Raw genomic sequence first — 24651 nt, 5'->3', positions numbered from 1 at the left:
GACCGCTGCGAGACCCAGGCCCACGCTCACCGGTCCGGTGCGGCTCATCGGTCGCCCGGCCCCGCTGTCCCACTCGGAGATGCAGCTCATGTCCGGTGGTTGTGCCGTACCTGTTCGCATCGTATCCAGGATGGGATGCACCCGGCATCGCGTCCTGGCAAAGATCGGGCCGTGTTCCGGCACCCACCGGAACACGGCCCGCTCCACGGCACACCGGACGACATCGCCGGGGATCAGTCGTGCTTCTCCCCGGTGTCGTCCTCACCGAGGGCCTTCTGCAGGCTCAGCCTCTCGCCCGGGGCGAGCGTGCTGAGGATCCGTTCGAGGTCGTCCGCCGAGGCGAACTCGACGGTGATCTTGCCCTTCTTCTGACCGAGCTCGACCTTCACCCGTGTCTCGAAGCGGTCCGAGAGCCGGGTGGCCAGCTCGTTCAGCGCCGGCGACGGCACGGAGCCGGCCCGGGGTCCCCGGGAGCGCGAGGCCTTCTGGGGCCGTGACCCCATCAGCCTCACGATCTCCTCCACGGACCGCACCGACAGCCCCTCGGCGACGATCCGGTGGGCCAGACGGTCCTGCTCCTCCGCGTCCTCGACGGCAAGCAGCGCCCGGGCGTGGCCGGCCGAGAGCACTCCGGCGGCCACCCGCTTCTGCACGTACGGCGACAGCTTCAGCAGACGCAGGGTGTTGGAGACCTGCGAACGGGAGCGGCCGATCCGTTCGGCCAGCTGGTCGTGGGTGCAGTCGAAGTCCTGCAGCAGCTGGTCGTAGGCAGCGGCCTCTTCGATCGGGTTCAGCTGCGCGCGGTGCAGGTTCTCCAGCAGGGCGTCCAGGAGGAGCTTCTCGTCCTCCGTGGCCCGGACGATGGCCGGAATGGCCTCCAGCCCGGCCTCACGGCAGGCCCGCCAGCGGCGCTCGCCCATGATCAGCTCATAGCGGGACGGTCCCACCCGCCGCACCACGACGGGCTGGAGCAGGCCGACCTCCTTGATGGACGTCACCAGCTCCTGGAGGGCGTCCTCGTCGAAGATCTCACGCGGCTGGCGCGGGTTGGGCGTGATGGCGTCCAGCGGGATCTCGGCGAAGTGGGCGCCCACCGGAGGAGCGGGCACGTCCGCGGCCGGGCTGGCGGGAGCCACCTCGGTGTCGTGGGCGGCAGGCGGCAGCGTGGCCACCTTCGCCGCGGCCACCCCGCGGTCGGTCGTCAGCACCGGGACGGCCGCGGGGGAGGTGGATCCTCCTCCGCCCACCGACGCGGGGGCCGGGGTCCTCTCGGTCGGGGCAGCGGGGATCAGTGCGCCGAGACCACGGCCCAGCCCCCTCCGTCGCTCGCTCACTGGATGCCCTCCACCATGCTCGGATCTTTCTGGGCGCCGATGTGGGCGCGGCTCGCGTCGTAGCTGATGCCGATGCCCCTCAGCGCGATTTCTCGGGCCGCCTCGAGATACGAGAGGGCACCGCTCGATCCAGGATCGTAGGTCAGCACCGTCTGCCCGTAACTGGGTGCCTCGGAGATGCGGACCGAGCGGGGAATGCTCGTCCGCAGCACCTCGTCACCGAAGTGGTTGCGCACCTCTTCCGCGACCTGGGAGGCAAGACGCGTCCGGCCGTCGTACATGGTGAGCAGGATGGTCGACACGTGCAGGGTCGGGTTGAGGTGGCCGCGCACCAGGTCCACGTTGCGGAGCAGCTGGCCCAGCCCCTCCAGCGCGTAGTACTCGCACTGGATCGGGATGAGGACCTCCTGGCCCGCCACGAGCGCGTTGACCGTCAAGAGGCCGAGCGACGGCGGGCAGTCGATGAGGATGTAGTCCAACGGCTGCTCGTACGCCTGGATCGCCCGCTGAAGTCTGCTCTCCCGGGCCACCAGGGAGACCAGTTCGATCTCCGCACCGGCGAGATCGATGGTGGCGGGGGCACAGAAGAGACCCTCCACATCGCGGACGGGCTGGACGACCTCGGAGAGCGGTCGGCTCTCCACCAACACGTCGTAGATGGACGGGACTTCGGCGTGGTGGTCGATTCCCAGAGCCGTGGAGGCGTTGCCCTGCGGGTCGAGGTCGATCACCAGGACGCGGCTGCCGTGCAGAGCCAGGGAGGCAGCGAGATTGACGGTCGTCGTCGTCTTTCCCACGCCGCCCTTCTGGTTGGCGACCACGATCAGGCGGGTCTGCTCCGGTCGCGGCAGGCCTTCGCCGGCGCGGCCGAAAGCCTCCACCGCCAGTTGGGCCGCTCGACCGATGGGAGTGTCGTCCATCGGGGACGGTGTTTCACGTGAAACATCCGCCCCCATCGACTCGGTACGGGGACCGGGGACCGGATCGGTCATCGGTCCCGCGATGTTGGCGTCGGACCGCAAGGATTCACTCTCCTCGACTTCAGGCTCGCGATGAACAGAGCCTCCCATGCCGTCGGGGTCATGAACCAGTGAGGTCTGGTCTTCTGTGGAGAAATCCACCTCTGTGGACAACTCCGTCGCCCCGGCGGGGGACGGAGCGGCTGGGGGCCCGGAGTCCTCCCCCGGTGCCCCCAGAGGCTTGCGGTCGCGGGGTTCGGCCGCAGCGCGGCCCCGACTGATGATGCCGTGCAGCAGTGAGCGACGTTTCACGTGAAACACGATGCACAGCGACCGCGACCGAACTGCCGCGACACTCCGACTTGCGTAGGTTTGGCAGCTTGTGTGGAGTACGTCCCGATCTCAGGACGGCTCAGCGGCGACGACGTGCCCGGCCCGTCCGGGCCGCCTTCGCACGCTTGGCCGCGAAGCGCACACCGCCCGGGCTCTCGCCGACCTCGACCCGCACCACGGTGGACAGCGGATCCACCACGCCCTCGCCCACATGCAGGATGGACGTCTCGACCGCGCCGAGCTTGCTGAGCGCGCTGGCCGCGGCCTTGAGCTCCTCCTCGGCGGTGTCGCCCTTGAGCGCGAGCATCTCGCCGTACGGGCGCAGCAGTGGAATGCCCCAGGTGGCCAGGCGGTCCAGCGGTGCCACGGCCCGGGCGGTCACCACATGGACCGGCGGCAGCTTGCCCATGACCTCCTCGGCGCGGCCGCGCACCACCGTGACATGGTCCAGGCCGAGCAGCTCGACGACCTCGGTGAGGAAGTTGGTGCGCCGCAGCAGCGGTTCCAGCAGGGTGATGCTCAGGTCGTCGCGGACCAGGGCCAGCGGGATGCCCGGCAGGCCGGCGCCCGAGCCGACGTCGCAGACCGTCACGCCTTCGGGGACCGCCTCGGAGAGCACCGCACAGTTCAGCAGGTGCCGCTCCCACAGGCGGGGCACTTCCCGCGGCCCGATCAGGCCACGCTGCACACCCGCCTCGGCGAGCAGCTCCGCATAGCGGACCGCATCGGCGAAGCGATCACCGAATACTTCCCGCGCCTGCTCGGGCGCGGGGGGAAGCTCCGCTGCCTCCGTCACGGGGACCGTCCTTCCGTACAGCGCCGGTGCGTCGCGCACCGGCCACCAGAACTACCAGGCTGACAAAGTACGGCCCCGTCTGCTCAACAGACGGGGCCGGTGGAACGAGGGGGCCGGTCAGGCGGGCAGGACGACGACGAACCGCTGCGGCTCCTCGCCCTCGGACTCGCTGCGCAGTCCCGCGGCCTTGACCGCGTCGTGGACGACCTTGCGCTCGAAGGGGGTCATCGGCTTGAGCTTCACGGGCTCGCCCGTGCTCTTCGCCTCGGCGGCGGCCTCTGAGCCCAGCTCGAACAGCTCGGCCCGCTTCTTGGCCCGGTATCCCGCGATGTCCAGCATCAGCCGGCTGCGGTCACCGGTCTCCCGGTGCACCGCCAGGCGCGTCAGCTCCTGCAGCGCCTCCAGCACCTCGCCGTCCCGGCCGACCAGCTTCTGCAGGTCGCGGCTGCCGGTGTCGCTGATGATCGACACGGAGGCGCGGTCGGCCTCGACGTCCATGTCGATGTCGCCGTCGAGGTCGGCGATGTCCAGCAGACCCTCCAGGTAGTCCGCCGCGATCTCACCCTCCTGCTCGAGGCGGGTGAGGGTGTCTGCACCCTCGGCAGCGGCGGAGGTGGTGCCTTCCGTCACGGGATGGGCTCCTTCTTACTTCTTGGACGGGGACTTGGGCCGCTGCGGGCCACCCTTGCGCTGGCCGGACTGGGCCTTGCTGCGGGTGCCGCCGGGCTTCTGGGGCTGCTTGGCAGCGGCGGCGGGCTTGGCGGCCTGCGGCTCGTCGGACTTCTCCAGCGAGAGGGAGTCGTCCGCCTGCTTGGACACACCGGACTGACGCTGGGCCTTGGTCTGGCGCCGGGGCTGCTGGCGCCGGACGGCGGTGGCGGTCGCGGTCGTACCGGCGGCCGTGCCGTCCTCGGTCTGCGCCGCGGCCTGGACGGTGCTCTTCACCACGGTGCCGTCGGGCTGCGCGGCGAGGCCGGCCTTGTTCAGGGCGTTGATGAACTTGCGCTCGAACTCGTTGCGGTCACGGCCCTTGGCGACGATCGCCTTGACGATCGCCTTCTCACCGCGCCGGCTGATCTTGCCGTGCTGCGTGACGTGCTTGGTGAGGCGCTCGAGGTAGGCGGCCTGGGCCTTGGAGCCCGGAGTCGGGTTGTTGTGGATGACGTACATCTGCTGGCCCATGGTCCACACGTTGGTGGTCAGCCAGTAGACGAGGACACCGACCGGGAAGTTGATGCCGAAGACGGCGAACATCACCGGGAAGACGTACATCAGCATCTTCTGCTGCTGCATGAACGGCGTCTTCACCGTGGTGTCGACGTTCTTCGTCATGAGCTGGCGCTGCGTGTAGAACTGCGACAGCGACATCAGGACGATCATGAGCGCGGTGACGACGCGGACGTCGCTCAGCGTGGCACCGAGCGCGGCGACCTTGTCGGAGCTGTCCATGAACTTCGCGGCCAGCGGGGCGCCGAAGATGTGCGCCTGGCGGGCGCTGGCGAGCAGCTGCTCGTCGATGACGCCGATCTTCTTGCCCGAGGCGATGCCGTTGAGCACGTGGTACAGGGCGAAGAAGAACGGGGACTGCGCCAGGATGGGAAGGCACGAGGAGAGCGGGTTGGTACCCGACTCCTTGTACAGCTTCATCATCTCTTCGGACTGGCGCTGCCGGTCGTTCTTGTACCGCTCCTGGATCTTCTTCATCTCCGGCTGGAGCGTCTGCATCGCGCGGGTCGCCTTGATCTGCTTCACGAAGAGCGGGATCAGGCAGATGCGGATCAGGATCACCAGGGACACGATGGACAGGCCCCAGGCCCACCCTGTGTTCGGGCCGAAGAGGGCGCCGTACACCGTGTGGAACTGGACGATGACCCATGACACGGGTGTCGTGATGAAGCTGAAAAGGCTGGCAATCGTGTCCACTAATCATGCTCCTTGGGCATGGGACGAGGTCTCTGCGGCCGGGCTCGAAGGAGACTCGGAAGCAAGCCCCGCTTCGGTGGCCGGTTCGGCGGCGGAGGGCCCGCCCGTGCGTGCGCGCCAGGCGCTGCGCAGCGATTCGTGCCACCGCGGGCGCTTGCGCGGCGGAACATGGTCCACACCGCCCAGCGACCACGGATTGCACCGGAGGATGCGCCAGGCGGTGAGTGCCGTCCCCTTGACCGCACCGTGCCGGTCGATGGCCGTGTATCCGTAGTGGGAGCACGACGGGTAGTACTTGCACACCGGCCCCAGCAGTGGACTGATGGTCCACTGGTACAGCTTGATCAGAGCCAGCAGCGGGTACTTCATCGCGCGCCCCCTCCCAGCAACCGCTGAAGGGCGGCGTCCAGGTCTCGGGCCAGCTGTGCATGGTCTGCGTCGCCCGCTCCGGGCAGCGCTCGTACGACTACCAGGCTACCGGGGGGCAACTGGGCGACTCGGTCACGCATCAGATGACGCAGTCTGCGCTTCACCTTGTTGCGCACGACCGCGCCACCCACGGCCTTGCTCACGACGAAACCCGCACGCGACGGGGGAGCGCTCTCCCCAGGCGCGTGCGGGTCCGTGGCACCGCTACGAAGGTGGACGACGAGGGTCGGGCGGCCTGCCCGGCGACCCCGTCGCACCGCGGTCGCGAAGTCCTCGCGCCGCCTCAGCCGGTTCTCGGTGGGCAGCACGACGTCATGACCTGACCGGGATCAGGCGGACAGACGGGCGCGACCCTTGCTGCGGCGGGACGCGAGGATCGCGCGGCCGGCACGGGTGCGCATACGCAGCCGGAAGCCGTGGGTCTTCGCGCGACGACGGTTGTTCGGCTGGAAGGTGCGCTTGCTCACTCGGGGGCTCCAGAAATCGGTAGGTGGCGGGGTGCCGTCCTGGCTGTCACCGTGCGCCCACGAGTAGCTCGCGTTACGCCCGAGTGCACCGCTTACCGATCACCCGAAGTGACCTGTGCCCATCGGAGGCAGGCGGCAGCAGCCATCGACAACTCGACCTGGTTACGGTACGCGGGGCTGCGCCATTCGGTCAAACCAGGGGCGGCGGAGGGACACTGTCCACAGGCTGGGGACAACAACTTGAACCGCACCCGCCGCGCTGACTACCGTGACTGGACTCCGATTCGTTCCCTTGTCCCACTCACCACCCGATTCAGAACCCGACCCGTCCCCGGACCACACGTCCGCGGGACCTGTGAGAGAGCGTGCCCTGTGGCTGACGTACCTGCCGATCTTGCCGCAGTGTGGCCACGAGTACTGGAGCAGCTCCTCGGGGAGGGCCGCGGACAGGGCGTCGAGACGAAGGACGAGCACTGGATCCGGCGCTGCCAGCCGCTGGCGCTGGTCGCGGACACGGCCCTGCTCGCCGTGCCGAACGAATTCGCCAAGGGGGTCCTGGAGGGCCGTCTCGCGCCGGTCGTCAGCGAGACCCTGAGCCGCGAGTGCGGCCGCCCCATCCGGATCGCGATCACCGTGGACGACTCGGCGGGCGAGCCGCCGGCGCCCGCGGCGAGCCCTTCCCCGCAGACGCCGCAGTCGCGCTACGAGGATCCGGAGCCGCCGTCCGCGCCCTACGAGGGCTACGGCCGCCACCGCGGCGCCGACCAGCGTCCGGGCGGCGAGCTCCCGACCGCCCGTCCGGCCTACCCGTCCGAGTACCAGCGCCCCGAGCCGGGCTCCTGGCCGCGTCCCGGCCAGGAGGAGTACCGCTGGCAGCAGCCGCGGCTCGGTTTCCCCGAGCGCGACCCGTACGCGTCGCCGTCGTCGCACGACGGCTACGGCCCCGCGGACGGGTACGGCTCGCCGTCGCAGGACTACCGCCCGCAGGGCGTGGACCGGCCGTCGTACGAGCAGCAGCGCGGCGAGTACGACGGCCCGCGCGCGGAGTACGAGCCGTCCCGCCAGGACTACGACGCCGGCCGTCGCGACTACGACGCGCCCCGGGCCGAGTACGACCAGCGCGACCCGGTCCGCCGCGAGCCGTCCGACCAGCCGGCGCACCGCGGCGGTCCCGGCCGCCCGGACATGTCGCCGACGGGAGCGCCCGGCCCGCTGGCCGCGCAGCCGGCCCCGGCGAGCGGCCCCGGCGAGCCGACGGCGCGGCTGAACCCGAAGTACCTGTTCGACACGTTCGTCATCGGCGCGTCCAACCGGTTCGCGCACGCGGCGGCGGTCGCGGTCGCCGAGGCGCCGGCGAAGGCGTACAACCCCCTGTTCATCTACGGGGAGTCGGGGCTCGGCAAGACGCACCTGCTGCACGCCATCGGGCACTACGCGCGCAGCCTCTACCCGGGCACGCGCGTGCGGTACGTCAGCTCGGAGGAGTTCACCAACGAGTTCATCAACTCCATCCGGGACGGCAAGGGCGACAGCTTCCGCAAGCGGTACCGGGAGATGGACATCCTGCTCGTCGACGACATCCAGTTCCTCGCGGACAAGGAGTCGACGCAGGAGGAGTTCTTCCACACCTTCAACACGCTGCACAACGCCAACAAGCAGATCGTGCTGTCCTCCGACCGGCCGCCCAAGCAGCTGGTCACGCTGGAGGACCGGCTGCGGAACCGCTTCGAGTGGGGGCTGATCACCGACGTCCAGCCGCCCGAGCTGGAGACGCGGATCGCGATCCTGCGCAAGAAGGCCGTGCAGGAGCAGCTGAACGCGCCGCCGGAGGTGCTGGAGTTCATCGCCTCCCGGATCTCGCGGAACATCCGTGAGCTGGAGGGCGCGCTGATCCGGGTCACGGCGTTCGCCTCGCTCAACCGGCAGCCGGTGGACCTGGGCCTGACGGAGATCGTCCTGAAGGATCTGATCCCCGGAGGGGAGGACTCCACCCCGGAGATCACCGCGACGGCCATCATGGCGGCGACCGCGGACTACTTCGGGCTCACGGTGGAGGACCTGTGCGGCAGCTCGCGCGGCCGCCAGCTGGTCACGGCCCGGCAGATCGCGATGTATCTGTGCCGTGAGCTGACGGACCTGTCCCTGCCGAAGATCGGCGCGCAGTTCGGCGGCCGCGACCACACGACCGTCATGCACGCCGACCGCAAGATCCGCGCGCTGATGGCCGAGCGGCGCTCGATCTACAACCAGGTCACCGAGCTGACGAACCGCATCAAGAACGGCTGAGGCCGGCCGTACGCCGGCACCGAGGGCGCCCCCGGGACATCTCCCGGGGGCGCCCTCGGCGTTCCGGGGCGGTCGTGAGCAGGCCGGGACCGCCCGCGCCGCCCCTGGGAAGGCCCGCTCGGTTCCTCGCCGTCCTGGGAGGTTCCGGACGGTTCCTCGCCGCCCCCGAGCAGGCCGGACGGTTCGCGGGCGGCCGTGGAGCCGTGTCCCCTTCCCGGTGACCCTCCGGGCGCCCGTCCCGGCGGTCATGAGCCGTGCCCCGGGGACCCCCCACGGCACCGCGAGGGCTTCCCCGGGCGGCTCCGGGGTGGGCGGAACGCCCCGCGGAGGCAGCTCACAGCCCTGTGGACGGTTGCCGACCCGTCACCCGGTGTTCGATTACGCGCCGGGTTACGGCCGCCCTCCACAGATTCGGTGACTTTTTTCCTTCCACACGCTGGGGACGGTGAAGTTGTCCTGAGCTGCGTCCACAGGGAGGCTGTCCCTGTGGCGTCCGTCCAGCTCAGGCCCCTGTGGAATCGTGGACGAACACTCTCCACAGGCTGTGGAAAACTGCGGCGTCCCCAGCCTGTGCACGAGGTTTTCCACGGGCGGCCCACAGGCTGGGGGCGGTTGTCCCCAGTGATCGCCCGCTTCTCCACACGGCTGTCCACTGTTCGGCAACGCGGCGCACCCTCTCACCGCGTCGAGTGAAAGGCGTCACACGAGGCTGCCGGATTGGGGTGTGGGAAACACGGGTATTTCTGGGGACGCAGCTGGGGAGAACTGCCCGCGGGCTGTGGGCGGCATGTGCAGAACTTTCTGTTCTCCACAGAGGGCCCCGGTTGTCCACTGCCTCCACCCACAGGACCGGTGGACAAAATATCCGCGCTGAGCTGGGCAAACGTGGTTATCCACGGTATCCACAGGCCCTACTACTACTCCCGACAAGAGAGAGCTCGGCAATCGTTTGGAAGCGGGGCCTGTGCACAACTGGCCCTCTCGGGCCCGGCCGCCCCTCCGACCGACTTGACCCCGACGGGCACCTACTGTCAGTGCCGTGCGTCAGACTGGTCCTCGGTGTCCTTCCCGCCGCAGTGGGCGGTGACGCCGAGTCGGAGGACTCAGTAGCAACAAGCAGGAGGCGGCTTACGGTGAAGATCCGGGTGGAACGCGACGTACTCGCGGAGGCAGTGGCCTGGGCGGCACGCAGCCTCCCGGCCCGTCCGCCGGCGCCTGTCCTCGCCGGCCTCCTGCTGAAGGCCGAGGACGGCCAGCTGAGCCTGTCGAGCTTCGACTACGAGGTCTCCGCGCGCGTCAGCGTCGAGGCCGAGGTCGAGGAGGAGGGGACCGTCCTGGTCTCCGGCCGTCTGCTGGCCGACATCTCGCGTGCGCTGCCCAACCGTCCGGTGGAGATCTCCACAGACGGTGTACGGGCGACCGTCGTCTGCGGTTCCTCCCGGTTCACCCTGCACACCCTGCCCGTGGAGGAGTACCCGGCGCTGCCGCAGATGCCGAACGCGACGGGCACCGTCCCCGGCGAGGTCTTCGCCGCCGCCGTCTCCCAGGTGGCCATCGCGGCCGGCCGCGACGACACGCTTCCGGTGCTCACCGGCGTGCGCATCGAGATCGAGGGCGACACGGTCACCCTGGCCTCCACCGACCGCTACCGCTTCGCGGTCCGCGAGTTCCTGTGGAAGCCGGAGAACCCGGACGCCTCCGCGGTCGCCCTGGTCCCCGCCAAGACGCTGCTGGACACCGCCAAGTCGCTCGGCGCCGGCGACAGCGTCACGCTGGCGCTGTCCGGCTCCGGCGCCGGTGAGGGCCTGATCGGCTTCGAGGGCGCGGGCCGGCGGACCACGACGCGTCTGCTCGAGGGCGACCTGCCGAAGTACCGGACGCTGTTCCCGACCGAGTTCAACTCCGTCGCCGTGATCGAGACCGCGCCGTTCGTCGAGGCCGTCAAGCGCGTGTCGCTGGTCGCCGAGCGGAACACCCCGGTGCGGCTGAGCTTCGAGCAGGGCGTGCTGATCCTGGAGGCCGGGTCCAGCGACGACGCACAGGCTGTGGAAAGGGTCGACGCGCAGCTGGAGGGCGACGACATCTCGATCGCCTTCAACCCGACGTTCCTGCTGGACGGGCTGAGCGCGATCGACTCCCCGGTGGCGCAGCTGTCGTTCACGACGTCCACGAAGCCGGCGCTGCTCAGCGGAAGGCCGGCCGTCGACGCGGAGGCCGACGAGGCGTACAAGTACCTGATCATGCCGGTGCGGCTGAGCGGCTGATCCCCTCCGCAGCGCCGGGTGCGTCGTCCGCGGCGCCGGGCGCCGTGTGCGGGCGCCCGGCGCGGAGCCGGACGGGACGGCCGAGTCGGGTGCCGAACCTGCAGGTGAGGGGGTACGCATGAGCGCGTATGCCCACAGCTGTGCATGAGCGTCCGGGTTTAGGCTCGGCACGGCACACAGGTGCCTCTCACGCCACACAGCGACCTAAGGAACAGCACTCATGGAGCTCGGTCTCGTCGGCCTCGGCAAGATGGGCGGCAACATGCGCGAGCGGATCCGCCGCGCGGGCCACACCGTCGTCGGATACGACCGCAACGCGGACGTCGCGGACGTCCACAGCCTGGAAGAGCTCGTGGACAAGCTCAGCGCCCCGCGCGTGGTCTGGGTGATGGTGCCGGCCGGTGAGCCCACCCAGTCGACCATCGACCGGCTCGCCGAGCTGCTGGAGCCCGGTGACGTGGTCGTGGACGGCGGCAACTCCCGCTGGACCGACGACGAGAGGCACGCGAAGGAGCTGGCCGCCAAGGGCATAGGTTTCGTCGACTGCGGCGTCTCCGGCGGCGTCTGGGGCCTGGAGAACGGGTACGCGCTGATGTACGGCGGCGACCCGGAGAACGTCGCCAAGGTGCAGCCGGTCTTCGACGCGCTCAAGCCGGAGGGCGACTTCGGCTCGGTGCACGCCGGCAAGGTCGGCGCGGGCCACTTCGCCAAGATGGTCCACAACGGCATCGAGTACGCGATGATGCAGGCCTACGCCGAGGGCTGGGAGCTGCTGGAGAAGGTCGACTCCGTGGAGAACGTCCGCGAGGTCTTCCGGTCCTGGCAGGAGGGCACGGTCATCCGCTCCTGGCTGCTGGACCTCGCGGTGAACGCCCTCGACGAGGACGAGCACCTGGACGGTCTGCGCGGTTATGCACAGGACTCCGGTGAGGGACGCTGGACTGTGGAGGCCGCGATCGACAACGCGGTGCCGCTGCCGGCGATCACCGCGTCGCTGTTCGCGCGGTTCGCCTCCCGGCAGGAGGACTCGCCGCAGATGAAGATGATCGCCGCGCTGCGCAACCAGTTCGGCGGTCACGCCGTAGAGAAGAAGTGATCCGCAGACCCACGGGTCCACGGATCCCCAGGTCCACGGATCCACACGGTCCGCGGACGCAGGTCCACAGGGCTCACGGGGGCATCCCCGCGAGCCGGGAGTCACCACCACTCTGAGGGAGGTCGGCGGAACGACCATGCACGTCACGCATCTCTCGCTGGCCGACTTCCGCTCGTACGCCCGGGCCGAGGTCCCGCTCGACCCGGGCGTCACCGCCTTCGTCGGCCCCAACGGCCAGGGCAAGACCAACCTCGTCGAGGCGGTCGGCTACCTGGCCACCCTCGGCAGCCACCGGGTCGCGTCCGACGCCCCGCTGGTCCGCATGGGCGCCGAGCGCGCGGTCGTCCGGGCGCAGGTCCGGCAGGGCGACCGGCAGCAGCTCATCGAGCTGGAACTGAACCCCGGCAAGGCCAACCGCGCCCGCGTCAACCGGTCCTCGCAGGTCCGGCCGCGGGACGTGCTCGGGATCGTGCGGACCGTGCTGTTCGCGCCCGAGGACCTCGCGCTGGTCAAGGGCGACCCCGGTGAACGGCGGCGGTTCCTGGACGAGCTGATCACCGCGCGGTCCCCGCGGATGGCCGGGGTGCGCTCCGACTACGAGCGCGTCCTCAAGCAGCGCAACACCCTGCTGAAGACGGCGGCGCTGGCCCGCAGGCACGGCGGCCGGTCCATGGACCTGTCCACCCTGGACGTCTGGGACCAGCACCTCGCGCGCGCGGGCGCCGAACTGCTCGCCCAGCGGATGGATCTCGTCGCCGCGCTGCAGCCGCTGGCCGACAAGGCGTACGAGCAGCTGGCCCCCGGCGGCGGGCCGGTCGCGCTGGAGTACAAGCCGTCCGCGCCCGGCGAGGCGCACACCCGCGAGGATCTGCACGCACAGCTCCTGGCGGCCCTCATGGAGGCGCGCAAGCAGGAGATCGAGCGGGGGGTCACGCTCGTCGGGCCGCACCGCGACGACCTCCTGCTCAAGCTCGGGCAGCTGCCGGCCAAGGGGTACGCCTCGCACGGCGAGTCCTGGTCCTACGCCCTCGCCCTGCGGCTCGCCTCGTACGACCTGCTGCGCGCCGAGGGCAACGAACCGGTGCTGATCCTGGACGACGTCTTCGCCGAACTCGACGCCCGCCGCCGGGAGCGGCTGGCGGAACTGGTGGCGCCCGGAGAGCAGGTGCTGGTCACCGCCGCCGTGGACGACGACGTGCCCCAGGTGCTGGCCGGCGTCCGGTACGCGGTGGCCGACGGGACGGTGGAGCGCGTATGAGCACCGAGGAACCCGCGCCGCGGCGTCCGAAGGAGAAGGAGCCCTCCGGCGTCGACCTCGCGCGCGTGGCGCTGCGCGCGGCCAAGGAGCAGGCACGCGCGCGGGGGGACGCGGCGCGGCAGAGGAGGCAGGCGCGGCGGGGCGGCGGCCTGCGCTCCGGCGCACGCGCCGACGGCCGCGACCCGATGGCGCTCGGCGCGGCGATCAACCGGCTGATCACCGAGCGCGGCTGGGAGACGCCCGCCGCGGTGGGCGGGGTGATGGGCCGCTGGCCGCAGATAGTCGGCGAGGACCTGGCCAAGCACTGCGTGCCGCAGCGGTACGACGAGGACGAGCGGGTGCTGACGGTGCAGTGCGACTCGACGGCCTGGGCGACCCAGCTGCGGCTGCTCGCGCCGGCGCTGGTGGCCCGGCTCAACGAGGATCTCGGGCACGGCTCGGTCCGGCTGATCAAGGTGCACGGCCCCGGCGGCCAGGCCCGCCGCTACGGCCCGCTGCGGGCCCCGGGCAGCACCGGCCCCGGAGACACCTACGGCTGACGGCCGGAGCAGTCCGCGTCCGCGGGACGCCGGGACCGGCCGGCGGTCACCTGACGGACGGTGAGACCGGCCCGGCCGGCCGGCGCCGGGAGGGGGCGGACACCCGAGAGCGGGGAACGACGGCCCGCCGAGGTGACGACCCAGCTCCCTGCCGGTCGGCCGGCGGACACCGCGACCGGCTGCCGAGGGACGGCTGGTACGGGCTCGGCCGGCGACCGCCGCCCCGGTGCGACGGCGGACCTGCCGCTGAAGGGACGGGCGAGCCCCCGACGAGCGGTCGGCGCGCGGCAGAGGCGGGGTCGGCGCGCAGCTGACGGAGGGTGAGCCCAGCGGCCCGGCCCGGTCCGGGCGGACGCGGGCGGGTGCCCGGGGGATGGTCGGGGTGGGTCGGCAGGTCGCCGGGAGGACGGTTGGTTCCCTGGGCCGAGTCGGCCGCGGAGGGCTGGAGGGGCCGGCCGGGGCTGGGCGGACGGTGGGCGGGTGCTTGTGGGTTGGCCGGCAGCGGCCGGATGTGGGCCGTTCCGGCCGTACGCGGCGGGAGGGACGCCGGGTCCGGGCCGGGCGGACGCGGGCGGGTGCCCGGGAGATGGTCGGAGGGGTGGGTCGGCAGGTCGCCGGGAGGACGGTCTTCCCCGAGCCGAGTCTGCCGCGGACGGCTGGAGGGGCCGGCCGGGGCTGGGCGGACGGTGCCCGGAGGACGGTCGGAGCGTTCGCGGCGGCAGACGGCTGGAGGGACCGCCGGGTGCCCGGGCCGAGTCGGCGGCGTGGCTGAAGGGCGGCCGGGACCGGGCCGACGGTGGACGGGCGCTGGGACGGGCAGCCGGGACGGGCAGCCGGGACGGGGCCGAGGGGGACGGGCGCCCGGGAACGGTCGGAGCGTCCCCGGCGGCTGGCCGCTGGTGCGGCGGCCCCCCGGCGGCCCCCCGGCGGCCCCGCGGCGGCCCCCCGGCGGCCCCTGGCGGCCCCCCGGCCGCACCAGGGGAGCGGGCTGCAGGGCCCGCCCAGTCAGCCGAGGGGCGGAGAGGCGGCCGGCCGGGGGTGCCGGAGTCGATCGCCGATGCGGGCGGCCGCAGTCGGGGGCGGGGGGCGGCCGGGGCCGGGAAGGGCGCCGTTCTGCCCGGCCCGGGGGGACGGTGCGCGGGCGGGCCGGGCGGGGTGACGTACCTCACGTCGAAAGCGGGGTGCGCGGACGGCTCGTACCCCTGTCCACCGGCCCGGATCAGGCTCGTACACACGTGTGGACCGCCATCTGACCCGCGAGTAGCCAAGGGTTGACGGCGCAAAGCTCTGAGCGCCGCTGTGAGCCCCTTGGGGCCCCCATCCGTATATCGGGACCCGGGCGAGACCGGTTCAGGGCGGCACATGGGGACTCAGGTACCGGCAAACCCCCATCGTTGTCAGCGCTACCGGTAGACTGGAGGGCAATCCCGCCCCACTGTGGGGACCGCCCGGGAAAAGCTGAGCAACGCTGATCAAGGCTGACCAACGCAACATGCCGCAGCCGCTCCGGCAACCTGCCGACGAGCCCGGCTCGTGCTGTGCCAGAAAGGGCGCTTCGTGGCCGATTCCGGCAACCCCAACGAGAACATCCCGTCCACCGACGCCGGCGTCAACGGCGAGGCCACCGAGTCGGGCGCGGCCTCCGCCTCCTACGACGCCAGCGCCATCACCGTGCTCGAAGGGCTCGACGCGGTCCGCAAGCGGCCCGGCATGTACATCGGCTCCACGGGCGAGCGCGGTCTGCACCACCTGGTGTACGAGGTCGTCGACAACTCGGTCGACGAGGCGCTGGCCGGTTACGCGGACACCATCGACGTGACCATCCTCGCCGACGGCGGTGTGCGCGTCGTGGACAACGGCCGCGGCATCCCGGTCGGCATCGTGCCCTCCGAGGGCAAGCCGGCCGTCGAGGTCGTGCTGACCGTGCTGCACGCGGGCGGCAAGTTCGGCGGCGGCGGGTACGCCGTCTCCGGTGGTCTGCACGGTGTCGGTGTGTCCGTCGTGAACGCGCTGTCCACGAAGGTCGCCGTCGAGGTGCGGACGGACGGGTACCGCTGGACGCAGGACTACAAGATGGGCGTGCCGACGGCCCCGCTGGCCCGGCACGAGGAGACCCGGGAGACCGGCACGTCGGTCACCTTCTGGGCCGACCCGGAGATTTTCGAGACCACCGAGTACTCCTTCGAGACGCTGTCCCGGCGCTTCCAGGAGATGGCGTTCCTCAACAAGGGCCTGACGATCCGCCTGACGGACGAGCGCGAGTCGGCGAAGGCCGTCACCGGGGCGGACGAGGCCGGTGCGGACGAGAAGGACGAGGTCAAGACCGTCACGTACCACTACGAGGGCGGCATCGTCGACTTCGTGAAGTACCTCAACTCCCGCAAGGGCGAGGCGGTCCACCCGACGGTCATCTCCCTGGAGGCCGAGGACAGGGACAAGAGCCTGTCCCTCGAGGTCGCCATGCAGTGGAACAGCGGGTACAGCGAGGGGGTGTACTCCTTCGCGAACATCATCCACACCCACGAGGGCGGTACGCACGAGGAGGGCTTCCGGGCCGCGCTGACCTCGCTCATCAACAAGTACGCCCGCGACAAGAAGCTGCTGCGCGAGAAGGACGACAACCTCACCGGCGACGACATCCGCGAGGGTCTGACCGCGATCATCTCGGTCAAGCTGAGCGAGCCGCAGTTCGAGGGCCAGACGAAGACCAAGCTGGGCAACACGGAGGCCAAGACCTTCGTGCAGAAGGCGGTCTACGAGCACCTCAACGACTGGCTGGACCGCAACCCCAACGAGGCCGCCGACATCGTCCGCAAGGGCATCCAGGCGGCCACCGCGCGCGTGGCGGCCCGCAAGGCCCGCGACCTGACGCGCCGCAAGGGCCTGCTGGAGACCGCGTCGCTGCCGGGCAAGCTGGCCGACTGCCAGTCCAACGACCCGTCCAAGTGCGAGATCTTCATCGTCGAGGGCGACTCCGCCGGCGGCTCGGCCAAGTCCGGCCGGAACCCGCAGTACCAGGCGATCCTCCCGATCCGCGGCAAGATCCTCAACGTCGAGAAGGCCCGGATCGACAAGATCCTGCAGAACCAGGAGATCCAGGCGCTGATCTCGGCCTTCGGTACGGGTGTGCACGAGGACTTCGACATCGAGAAGCTCCGCTACCACAAGATCATCCTGATGGCGGACGCCGACGTCGACGGCCAGCACATCAGCACCCTGCTGCTGACCTTCCTGTTCCGCTTCATGCGGCCGCTGGTCGAGGCCGGGCACGTCTACCTGTCCCGCCCGCCGCTGTACAAGATCAAGTGGGGTCGGGACGACGTCGAGTACGCCTACTCGGACCGCGAGCGCGACGCCCTGATCGAGCTGGGCCGCCAGCGCGGCAAGCGGGTCCGCGAGGACTCGATCCAGCGCTTCAAGGGTCTCGGCGAGATGAACGCCGAGGAGCTGCGCGTGACCACGATGGACCAGGAGCACCGCGTCCTCGGCCAGGTCACCCTGGACGACGCCGCCCAGGCCGACGACCTGTTCTCCGTCCTGATGGGCGAGGACGTCGAGGCCCGCCGCCAGTTCATCCAGCGCAACGCCAAGGACGTCCGCTTCCTCGACATCTGAGTCGGTCTCAGCTGACCGCACCAGGAAGGATCTTCACCAGCAATGGCCGACGAGAACACTCCCGTCACCCCTGAAGAGGGCGGCGAACTCGCGATGCGTGTCGAGCCCGTCGGGCTCGAGACGGAGATGCAGCGCTCGTACCTGGACTACGCGATGTCCGTCATCGTGTCCCGGGCGCTCCCGGACGTCCGCGACGGTCTCAAGCCCGTCCACCGCCGTGTGCTGTACGCGATGTACGACGGCGGCTACCGCCCCGAGCGCGGCTTCTACAAGTGCGCCCGCGTCGTCGGCGACGTGATGGGCAACTACCACCCGCACGGCGACTCCTCGATCTACGACGCCCTGGTGCGCCTCGCCCAGCCGTGGTCGATGCGGATGCCGCTGGTGGACTCCAACGGCAACTTCGGCTCCCCGGGCAACGACCCGGCGGCGGCGATGCGCTACACCGAGTGCAAGATGGCGCCGCTGTCGATGGAGATGGTCCGGGACATCGACGAGGAGACCGTCGACTTCACGGACAACTACGACGGCCGCTCCCAGGAGCCGACCGTCCTGCCGTCCCGCTTCCCGAACCTGCTGATCAACGGCTCGGCCGGGATCGCGGTCGGCATGGCCACCAACATCCCGCCGCACAACCTGCGCGAGGTCGCCGCCGGCGCCCAGTGGTACCTGGAGAACCCGGACGCCTCGCACGAGGAGCTGCTGGACGCGCTGATCGAGCGCATCAAGGGCCCGGACTTCCCGACCGGCGCGCTGGTGGTGGGCCGCAAGGGCATCGAGGAGGCGTACCGCACCGGCCGCGGCTCCATCACGATGCGCGCGGTGGTCGAGGTCGAGGAGATCCAGGGCCGCCAGTGCCTGGTGGTCACCGAGCTGCCCTACCAGGTGAACCCGGACAACCTGGCGCAGAAGATCGCCGACCTGGTGAAGGACGGCAAGGTCGGCGGCATCGCGGACGTCCGCGACGAGACGTCGTCCCGCACCGGCCAGCGGCTCGTCATCGTGCTGAAGCGGGACGCGGTCGCCAAGGTCGTGCTGAACAACCTGTACAAGCACACCGACCTGCAGACGAACTTCGGCGCCAACATGCTGGCGCTGGTCGACGGCGTGCCGCGCACCCTCTCCCTGGACGCGTTCATCCGCCACTGGGTGACGCACCAGATCGAGGTCATCGTCCGCCGGACCCGCTTCCGGCTGCGCAAGGCCGAGGAGCGGGCGCACATCCTGCGCGGTCTGCTGAAGGCCCTGGACGCCATCGACGAGGTCATCGCGCTGATCCGCCGCAGCGAGACCGTCGAGGTCGCCCGCGGCGGCCTGATGGGGCTCCTGGAGATCGACGAGATCCAGGCCAACGCCATCCTCGAGATGCAGCTGCGGCGCCTGGCGGCCCTGGAGCGGCAGAAGATCGTCCAGGAGCACGACGAGCTCCAGGCGAAGATCAACGAGTACAACGAGATCCTCTCCTCGCCGGTCCGCCAGCGGGGCATCGTCAGCGAGGAGCTGGCGGCGCTCGTCGAGAAGTACGGCGACGACCGCAAGACCAAGCTGGTCCCGTACGAGGGCGACATGTCCATCGAGGACCTGATCGCCGAGGAGGACATCGTCGTCACCGTCACCCGCGGCGGCTACGTCAAGCGGACCAAGACGGACGACTACCGGGCGCAGAAGCGCGGCGGCAAGGGCGTGCGGGGCGCGAAGCTGAAGGAAGACGACATCGTCGACCACTTCTTCGTCTCCACCACGCACCACTGGCTGCTGTTCTTCACCAACAAGGGCCGGGTGTACCGGGCCAAGGCGTACGAGCTGCCCGAGGCCGGGCGCGACGCGCGCGGCCAGCACGTGGCGAACCTGCTCGCCTTCCAGCCGGACGAGTCGATCGCCGAGATCCTCGCGATCCGCGACTACGAGGCGGCGCCCTACCTGGTCCTCGCGACCAAGTCCGGTCTGGTCAAGAAGACGCCTCTGAAGGATTACGATTCGCCCCGCTCCGGCGGCGTCATCGCGATCAACCTGCGCGAGCGCGAGGACGGTACCGGTGACGAGCTGATCGGCGCCGAGCTCGTCTCGGCCGAGGACGATCTCCTTCTGATCAGCAAGAAGGCGCAGTCCATCCGCTTCACCGCCTCGGACGAGTCCCTTCGCCCGATGGGCCGTGCGACCTCCGGCGTCAAGGGGATGAGTTTCCGGGAGGGCGACGAGCTTCTCTCGATGAATGTCGTGCGACCCGGTACGTTCGTGTTCACTGCGACGGACGGTGGGTACGCCAAGCGGACCGCCGTCGACGAGTACCGCGTCCAGGGTCGCGGCGGCCTCGGCATCAAGGCCGCCAAGATCGTGGAGGACCGCGGGTCGCTGGTCGGCGCGCTGGTGGTCGAGGAGAACGACGAGATCCTCGCCATCACCCTCTCCGGCGGTGTGATTCGTACGCGAGTCAACGAGGTCAGGGAGACGGGCCGTGACACCATGGGCGTCCAACTGATCAACCTGGGCAAGCGCGATGCCGTGGTCGGCATCGCACGTAACGCCGAGGCGGGGCGCGAGGCGGAGGAAGTCGACGGCGACGTGGCCGTGGACGAGGCCGCCGAGGGAGCCGCGACCACCGGCACGGACGAGGGTGAGGCGCCCTCGGCCGAGTAGCACGAGGAGAGAGTCATCGTGAGCGGAGCCACAGGCGCCGGATCGGCCGGTACCTCCACGGGTACGGAAACGGACGGCGGCGGCCGTGGCTCCGCCGCGCGTGCGGGGAACGCGAAGGGCCCGAAGAAGCCGAAGAGGCGGAAGGACCCGGCCGACCCGCCCACGACGAACCTGAAGCCGGTCACGGCTTCCGCGGCGGAGCCCGCCGACGCGCCCAGATCCCAGCAGGAGCCCCAGGGGGGAACCGTGACGGACACCCGAGACCCGGCCGCGGCCGGTGAGGCGCAGCCGGCGTCGCCGCTTCCCGGTGAGCGGCGCCAGGAGCAGGTCGCGGGGCCGTACCACCCGCCGCAGGCCTATCCGGCGCAGGCCCCCGCGGACGCCACGCGCAAGCCGCGGACCGGGGCGCGGACGCAGCCGCGCACCCGCAAGGCGCGGCTGCGGGTGGCCAAGGCCGATCCGTGGTCGGTGATGAAGGTCAGCTTCCTGCTGTCCATCGCGCTCGGCATCTGCACGGTCGTCGCCGCGGCGGTGCTGTGGATGGTCATGGACGCGATGGGCGTCTTCTCCACGGTCGGCGGCACGATCTCGGAGGCGACCGGCTCCAACGAGGCGAACGGCTTCGACCTGCAGGCGTTCCTGTCCCTCCCCCACGTCCTGACCTTCGCGACGATCATCGCGGTCATCGACGTGGTGCTGGCCACCGCGCTGGCGACGCTCGGCGCGTTCATCTACAACCTCTCCGCGGGCTTCGTGGGCGGCGTCGAACTGACCCTGGCGGAGGACGAGTGACCGCCACCACGTCCCTGACCTGACGGTCCCCGCCGACCGATTTTGGGACTGACGCGGTCGTGCGCTAATCTTCAGGAGTCAGCGCGCGGGACACACACCGCAGAGCGCGGCGGGGCTATAGCTCAGTTGGTTAGAGCGCATCCCTGATAAGGATGAGGCCACAGGTTCAAATCCTGTTAGCCCCACAGCGGCTTAAGGCCAGGTCAGACGCCCGGTAGATCCTCTCGATCTACCGGGCGTCTACAGTTGTGGATCTTGCTATCCCGCTACTCCCCCGTAACTTGTTCGGCGGACATGCAGGAACCTGTTCTTACGGAGTGGGGCGGTCGCCCTCTACTGTGGCAGCAGGACGCCCCCTGTCGATTGTCGCGACAGGGGGCGTCCCTCGTTCCGGCTGGGGCCTCCCGAGCACCCAGACCGGAAGATCAGGTGATGGCGATGGCGTCAGCCCCAGCCGATGTCCCCGGCGACCTCCAGCCGGGGCTGGTCGGGAGTCACCTCCACGACGACGCCCCAGCCGATGTCCCCGGCCTGCACGGTGGAACGGGACTCCGGCGAGTGCTGTGTGGCCGGCGCGATCAGTGCAGCCAGCGCCAGCAGGGCGGCAGCCGCCGCGAGACGGACTCTGGACATCGGAACTCCATTAATCGAACACGCATCCGGCAGTGTCACCGGGAGTTAGCGTCGCATGCGAGATGGGTGAGATCCAAGGGGCAAGCCGTGTGGAATCCTGCATATGCAGATTTCCGTACACACAACAGGGGGTAGACGTGGTCGAGTTGGACAACACGGGCGCCGAACTATCCCTCACGGAGGAGGACGTTGACGCCTACCGACGCATCGCCGAAGGGCAAACGCCACCGCCGGGCTACAACATCGCTCGACTCGTAGCCCTCCGGCTGGTCGACCCGGACCCGTACACGCCCGGCAACTACATCGCACACGACCCGCGCGGGGCCGCCCAGAGCCTCACCGCAGGCGTCCTCGCCGACCTCCAACGCCTGGTTCGGCAGCTCTCCCAGATCCCCGCCCTGCAGCGCCTGGCCGAGCACTTCGACCCGCACCGTCTCTACGGCGGCCCGGGCTCCGAATACCTCGCCAGCGCCGCCCAGATGAACGCCCGCCTGGGCGAAGTCGGCGCCGCGGCCGCCAGCGAGTTCTGCTCCATCCAGCCCGGCGAGCCAGCTGACCGCGACCCGGCGATCCTGCGCCTGGGCGTCGAGCGCACGCGCGCAGCCCTTCGACGGGGCGTCAGCGTCCGGTCCGTCTACCACCGCAGCGTCCGCGAGCACGCCCAGACCCGCGAGTACATCGAAGCGATGATGGCCGACGGCGCCGAGGTGCGGGCCTCGATCCTGCCGGGCCCCCGCATGGTGATCATCGACCGGCGGCACCTGTTCATTGACAACCATGTCATCGAGGGCGGCGAGGGCAACAGCGGGTGGCACGTCTTCGACCGCTCGGTGGTCATGTGGGGGCGCGCCGTCTTCGACCTGTTCTGGAACCACGCCACGCGCTGGCCCCTTCTGTGCCGCACCGACGGGGCCGGCCCGCTCAGCGAACGCCAGTGGCGCATCCTGCGCGAGCTCGACGCCGGCTACTCCGCACAGCAGGTCGGCCCCCGCATCGGTCTCAGCCGGCGGGCTGTCGACAAGGAGCTGAGGGCGATCCGTGAAGCACTGGGCTGCGCCACGATGTACCAGGTGATGGCCTGGTACGGGCGCGCGACAAAGGACGAGTCGCGGCGGACCTGAGGAGCTTTGGTGCAATCCGTCTACCGTCTGTAGATCGGGCACTGCGCTATGTAAAGTGGCAGGTAGGGGAGGTGGACGGCTTCATTCCGTGCGCCTGACGCACAACCCCAGACAAGCCCGGCTGAGGTAACTCGGGAGGTGCCCAGCCGGAAGGGTGCCCCCTACCGCACGACAATTGCGGTAGGGGGCACCGCTCGTACGGGGCACTACAGCACGAAGACCGCCCCGCTCTCCAGTACGGAGAGCGGGGCGGCTGCGCTCAGCCAGAAGGCGAGCGCCAGGGGCCCGCGGACGCACATCACGCGGCCCCCGCTTTCTCGGACCAGCCGGTCGGCAGCTGATCCGGGTCTTCGCGGGCTCAAGATGCCCTGTACCGACGGACATCAAGATCACACAATTTAGGGTCCACCCTAATCACATTTGATCATGGTGTCGGGAGCGTGGACGAGTGCCTCGTCCCACCCCGCCCGACGACCGGGTCATTGCCCGCCGCCGCCAGGTGGGAGTACGGATCCGCGCCGTCCGCGAAGAGCACAACCTGAGCCAGTTGGACGTGTGCGGCCGCTCCGGGATCGACGTGGCGACGTACAGCCGGATCGAGCAGGGGCACAGCTCCCCCAAGCTGGACACGCTCATCCGAATCGCCGACGCCATCGGAGTCCAGCTCGTCGACCTGGTGCAGTGAGCGGCCGCCCCCGACGGGGGGTGAAGGGGCGGCCGCCCTGTCCCGCTGCTCAGCCGGGTGCTGGCCGAGCAGCGGGGACTTGTGTGGCGGGCGCCGTCCCTCACCGGTCCGGGCGCCCGCCGTCCCGCCGCAGCCGATCGCCGTCGTAGCCGTGGCGGGAGCTACAGGGACAGCCGCAGGGCGCCGGACTCCTCCTCGGCCAGGAGGTCGAGGTCCGTCACGGCTGTGACGCCTTCGAGCGTCACCAGGAGGCGGACGGCCAGCGTCCAGCGGAGACGCCTGCCGTCCGTGAAGGCGACATGGTGCATGCCGCTCGGGTCCGCCACCGGCAGCTGATCGAGGGTCTGCGGGTGGTAGAGCAGCCCGGCCACGCCCCAGACCGGCGTGTACGAGACGAGGGCGGCCGCCCAACCCCGGCGCAGGGGCGGGCAGTGCTCCACGGCGAGACGGGCGCAGACGGCGTGCACCGGTGGTGCGTCCGTGCGCTCGCCCTCTTCGATGGGGCGGCCGCCGGCGGAGCCGACGAGGAACAGCGTCCGCTCGTCACTCCGGCTGCAGAGAGTCGGTCCGCCGCACATCTGGCACAGCAGTCGGCTCATCGCCTGCCGCTGGCGCAGCGCGTGGACGGTTGCGAAGTCCGGGCGCCCTCCGCGCGTGGCGGGCATGCGCGGCCACAGGACATCGTGCTGGCGATCGGTGGGGCTGTCCTCCTCGAGGAAGCCGAGGCCCGTGCCGCCGCGGCCATGGTGGACGGTCAGCGTCTGCGGGGGGATGGTCTCGGCGGTCCAGCCGGTGATCCACGGTACGGGGGTGCCGTCCCAGTACGTGATGGGGCGGATGGGTGAAGCGGTCATCGGCGGAGCTCCAGGGCGAGGGCGCGCAGGCCGCGCCGGGGTCCGTGGTCACACGCCGAACCGGCGCTCGGGGTAACTCTGTTGCGGAACCGGTTGACAGCGCCGTTCGTGGAAATGCAGGTCGTCCCGGGGCCGGAGGCTGCGTGGTGCTCGATGGTGCGGAACGGCTCGTTGCGGCGGATCGGCTCATCGCCGGGAGCACAGATCATCGCCGGGTGTCCCGCACCAGGCGCACCAGCTCCAGACCGGCCTGGCACTGGGTGTGGTCGATGAGGCACGGCTCGCACGTCGCCGAGTGGTGCTGCAACGCGTCCATCGCGCGCCGCTGCGTGCACGACTTGCAGGCCCGGAGGAACAGCGTGGTGCCGTCGCCGGCCGGGTGCTCTCCCAGGTCGATGGCCGTAGTGGCAGTGAGCGCGCTGTGTCGGCCGTCCCAGACGCAGGCCGCACCCCGGCGCTGCTCGGCGGTGAGGCCGTCTGCGGGGGGCAGGGGTAGCAGGTCCATGGCGACGGTCTGCACGACAGGCTCCTTGGGCTGTGGTGGTGCGGCGCCGCCCGCTGCCTGGCGGGGATGAGGCGGCGCCGCTCTCATGTGACCTCACGCTATGTGCGTGAATGGTCACAGCCCAG

Annotated in this window: 21 protein-coding genes and 1 tRNA gene; 11 read left to right on the top strand and 11 right to left on the bottom strand. The window is 70.5% G+C overall.

What is annotated here, in order from left to right; genetic code table 11:
* Positions 1-233 precede the first annotated feature (233 nt).
* The 8 genes from ABZ261_RS02795 to rpmH all read right to left on the bottom strand — a co-directional run bounded on the left by ABZ261_RS02795 (position 234) and on the right by rpmH (position 6241).
* The gene (locus ABZ261_RS02795) at positions 234-1334 is read right to left on the bottom strand and encodes a ParB/RepB/Spo0J family partition protein (RefSeq protein ID WP_356854769.1); all 1101 of its coding nucleotides are present in this window, start codon (positions 1332-1334) and stop codon (positions 234-236) included.
* Positions 1331-2404, bottom strand: coding sequence for a ParA family protein (locus ABZ261_RS02790; RefSeq protein ID WP_356854947.1), 1074 nt, complete (start codon positions 2402-2404; stop codon positions 1331-1333). Before ABZ261_RS02790 ends, ABZ261_RS02795 begins: the two co-directional genes overlap by 4 nt.
* A gap of 301 nt (positions 2405-2705) precedes the next feature.
* Positions 2706-3422, bottom strand: coding sequence for a 16S rRNA (guanine(527)-N(7))-methyltransferase RsmG (gene rsmG / locus ABZ261_RS02785; protein ID WP_356854768.1), 717 nt, complete (start codon positions 3420-3422; stop codon positions 2706-2708).
* 117 nt (positions 3423-3539) lie between these two features.
* On the bottom strand, positions 3540-4052 hold the full coding sequence (locus ABZ261_RS02780) for a R3H domain-containing nucleic acid-binding protein (protein WP_356854767.1): 513 nt from the start codon (positions 4050-4052) through the stop codon (positions 3540-3542).
* 15 nt (positions 4053-4067) lie between these two features.
* On the bottom strand, positions 4068-5345 hold the full coding sequence (gene yidC, locus ABZ261_RS02775; RefSeq protein WP_356854766.1) for a membrane protein insertase YidC: 1278 nt from the start codon (positions 5343-5345) through the stop codon (positions 4068-4070).
* Between the two features lie 3 nt (positions 5346-5348).
* Positions 5349-5714, bottom strand: coding sequence for a membrane protein insertion efficiency factor YidD (gene yidD / locus ABZ261_RS02770; protein ID WP_356854765.1), 366 nt, complete (start codon positions 5712-5714; stop codon positions 5349-5351).
* Positions 5711-6082 carry a ribonuclease P protein component gene (rnpA, locus tag ABZ261_RS02765; protein WP_356854764.1) on the bottom strand — a complete coding sequence of 124 codons (372 nt, stop codon included), beginning with the start codon at positions 6080-6082 and terminating at the stop codon, positions 5711-5713. The genes yidD and rnpA overlap by 4 nt, the downstream gene beginning before the upstream one ends.
* Positions 6083-6103: 21 nt before the next feature.
* Positions 6104-6241 (bottom strand): 50S ribosomal protein L34, encoded by a 138-nt coding sequence (gene rpmH, locus ABZ261_RS02760; protein WP_003956500.1) that lies wholly within the window; start codon positions 6239-6241, stop codon positions 6104-6106.
* A gap of 372 nt (positions 6242-6613) precedes the next feature.
* On the opposite strand from rpmH, the gene dnaA reads away from it, so the two are divergent.
* The 9 genes from dnaA to ABZ261_RS02715 all read left to right on the top strand — a co-directional run bounded on the left by dnaA (position 6614) and on the right by ABZ261_RS02715 (position 20913).
* Positions 6614-8527 (top strand): chromosomal replication initiator protein DnaA, encoded by a 1914-nt coding sequence (gene dnaA / locus ABZ261_RS02755; RefSeq protein WP_356854763.1) that lies wholly within the window; start codon positions 6614-6616, stop codon positions 8525-8527.
* A 1133-nt stretch (positions 8528-9660) separates the two neighbouring features.
* Positions 9661-10791 (top strand): DNA polymerase III subunit beta, encoded by a 1131-nt coding sequence (gene dnaN / locus ABZ261_RS02750; RefSeq protein ID WP_356854762.1) that lies wholly within the window; start codon positions 9661-9663, stop codon positions 10789-10791.
* A gap of 220 nt (positions 10792-11011) precedes the next feature.
* A complete protein-coding gene (gnd, locus tag ABZ261_RS02745; RefSeq protein WP_356854761.1) occupies positions 11012-11887 on the top strand; it encodes a phosphogluconate dehydrogenase (NAD(+)-dependent, decarboxylating) in 876 nt (291 codons plus the stop codon).
* A gap of 136 nt (positions 11888-12023) precedes the next feature.
* Positions 12024-13145, top strand: coding sequence for a DNA replication/repair protein RecF (recF, locus tag ABZ261_RS02740; protein ID WP_356854760.1), 1122 nt, complete (start codon positions 12024-12026; stop codon positions 13143-13145).
* The gene (locus tag ABZ261_RS02735; protein WP_356854759.1) at positions 13142-13684 is read left to right on the top strand and encodes a DciA family protein; all 543 of its coding nucleotides are present in this window, start codon (positions 13142-13144) and stop codon (positions 13682-13684) included. The genes recF and ABZ261_RS02735 overlap by 4 nt, the downstream gene beginning before the upstream one ends.
* 1557 nt (positions 13685-15241) lie before the next feature.
* Positions 15242-17299, top strand: a complete 2058-nt coding sequence (gene gyrB, locus ABZ261_RS02730; protein ID WP_356854758.1) for a DNA topoisomerase (ATP-hydrolyzing) subunit B — start codon at positions 15242-15244, stop codon at positions 17297-17299.
* 42 nt (positions 17300-17341) lie between these two features.
* Positions 17342-19936, top strand: coding sequence for a DNA gyrase subunit A (gene gyrA / locus ABZ261_RS02725; RefSeq protein WP_356854757.1), 2595 nt, complete (start codon positions 17342-17344; stop codon positions 19934-19936).
* A gap of 18 nt (positions 19937-19954) precedes the next feature.
* Entirely contained in the window at positions 19955-20728 is a 774-nt protein-coding gene (locus ABZ261_RS02720; RefSeq protein WP_356854756.1) for a DUF3566 domain-containing protein, read from the top strand.
* A 111-nt stretch (positions 20729-20839) separates the two neighbouring features.
* A tRNA-Ile gene (locus ABZ261_RS02715) sits at positions 20840-20913 on the top strand.
* Between the two features lie 259 nt (positions 20914-21172).
* Here the strand turns inward: ABZ261_RS02715 and ABZ261_RS02710 are convergent.
* The gene (locus ABZ261_RS02710) at positions 21173-21361 is read right to left on the bottom strand and encodes a hypothetical protein (RefSeq protein ID WP_356854755.1); all 189 of its coding nucleotides are present in this window, start codon (positions 21359-21361) and stop codon (positions 21173-21175) included.
* Between the two features lie 137 nt (positions 21362-21498).
* Here ABZ261_RS02710 and ABZ261_RS02705 point away from each other — a divergent pair, with 137 nt between their 5' ends.
* Together ABZ261_RS02705 and ABZ261_RS02700 are read left to right on the top strand one after the other, a co-directional pair.
* A complete protein-coding gene (locus ABZ261_RS02705) occupies positions 21499-22482 on the top strand; it encodes a hypothetical protein (RefSeq protein WP_356854754.1) in 984 nt (327 codons plus the stop codon).
* A gap of 448 nt (positions 22483-22930) precedes the next feature.
* Positions 22931-23167: a helix-turn-helix transcriptional regulator gene (locus ABZ261_RS02700; protein ID WP_356854753.1), complete on the top strand. Its 237-nt coding sequence runs from the start codon at positions 22931-22933 to the stop codon at positions 23165-23167.
* A gap of 161 nt (positions 23168-23328) precedes the next feature.
* On the opposite strand, the gene ABZ261_RS02695 is transcribed toward ABZ261_RS02700, so the two are convergent.
* Together ABZ261_RS02695 and ABZ261_RS02690 are read right to left on the bottom strand one after the other, a co-directional pair.
* The gene (locus ABZ261_RS02695; RefSeq protein WP_356854752.1) at positions 23329-24021 is read right to left on the bottom strand and encodes a hypothetical protein; all 693 of its coding nucleotides are present in this window, start codon (positions 24019-24021) and stop codon (positions 23329-23331) included.
* Between the two features lie 205 nt (positions 24022-24226).
* Complete coding sequence (locus ABZ261_RS02690) at positions 24227-24541, bottom strand: hypothetical protein (protein WP_356854751.1); 315 nt, start codon at positions 24539-24541, stop codon at positions 24227-24229.
* Positions 24542-24651 lie beyond the last annotated feature (110 nt).

The organism is Streptomyces sp. NPDC006193 (assembly GCF_040613915.1).
Classification (GTDB): Bacteria; Actinomycetota; Actinomycetes; order Streptomycetales; family Streptomycetaceae; genus Streptomyces.
This window is presented reverse-complemented; position numbering and strand designations above follow the sequence as displayed.

What these genes read in the sequence shown, in the direction of transcription:
- ABZ261_RS02790 (WP_356854947.1), bottom strand. Translation starts at nt 2,404, where the DNA reads ATGGGAGGCTCTGTTCATCGCGAGCCTGAAGTCGAGGAGAGTGAATCC.
- yidD (WP_356854765.1), bottom strand. Translation starts at nt 5,714, where the DNA reads ATGAAGTACCCGCTGCTGGCTCTGATCAAGCTGTACCAGTGGACCATC.
- gnd (WP_356854761.1), top strand. Translation starts at nt 11,012, where the DNA reads ATGGAGCTCGGTCTCGTCGGCCTCGGCAAGATGGGCGGCAACATGCGC.
- recF (WP_356854760.1), top strand. Translation starts at nt 12,024, where the DNA reads ATGCACGTCACGCATCTCTCGCTGGCCGACTTCCGCTCGTACGCCCGG.
- ABZ261_RS02735 (WP_356854759.1), top strand. Translation starts at nt 13,142, where the DNA reads ATGAGCACCGAGGAACCCGCGCCGCGGCGTCCGAAGGAGAAGGAGCCC.
- gyrA (WP_356854757.1), top strand. Translation starts at nt 17,342, where the DNA reads ATGGCCGACGAGAACACTCCCGTCACCCCTGAAGAGGGCGGCGAACTC.
- ABZ261_RS02710 (WP_356854755.1), bottom strand. Translation starts at nt 21,361, where the DNA reads ATGTCCAGAGTCCGTCTCGCGGCGGCTGCCGCCCTGCTGGCGCTGGCT.
- ABZ261_RS02695 (WP_356854752.1), bottom strand. Translation starts at nt 24,021, where the DNA reads ATGACCGCTTCACCCATCCGCCCCATCACGTACTGGGACGGCACCCCC.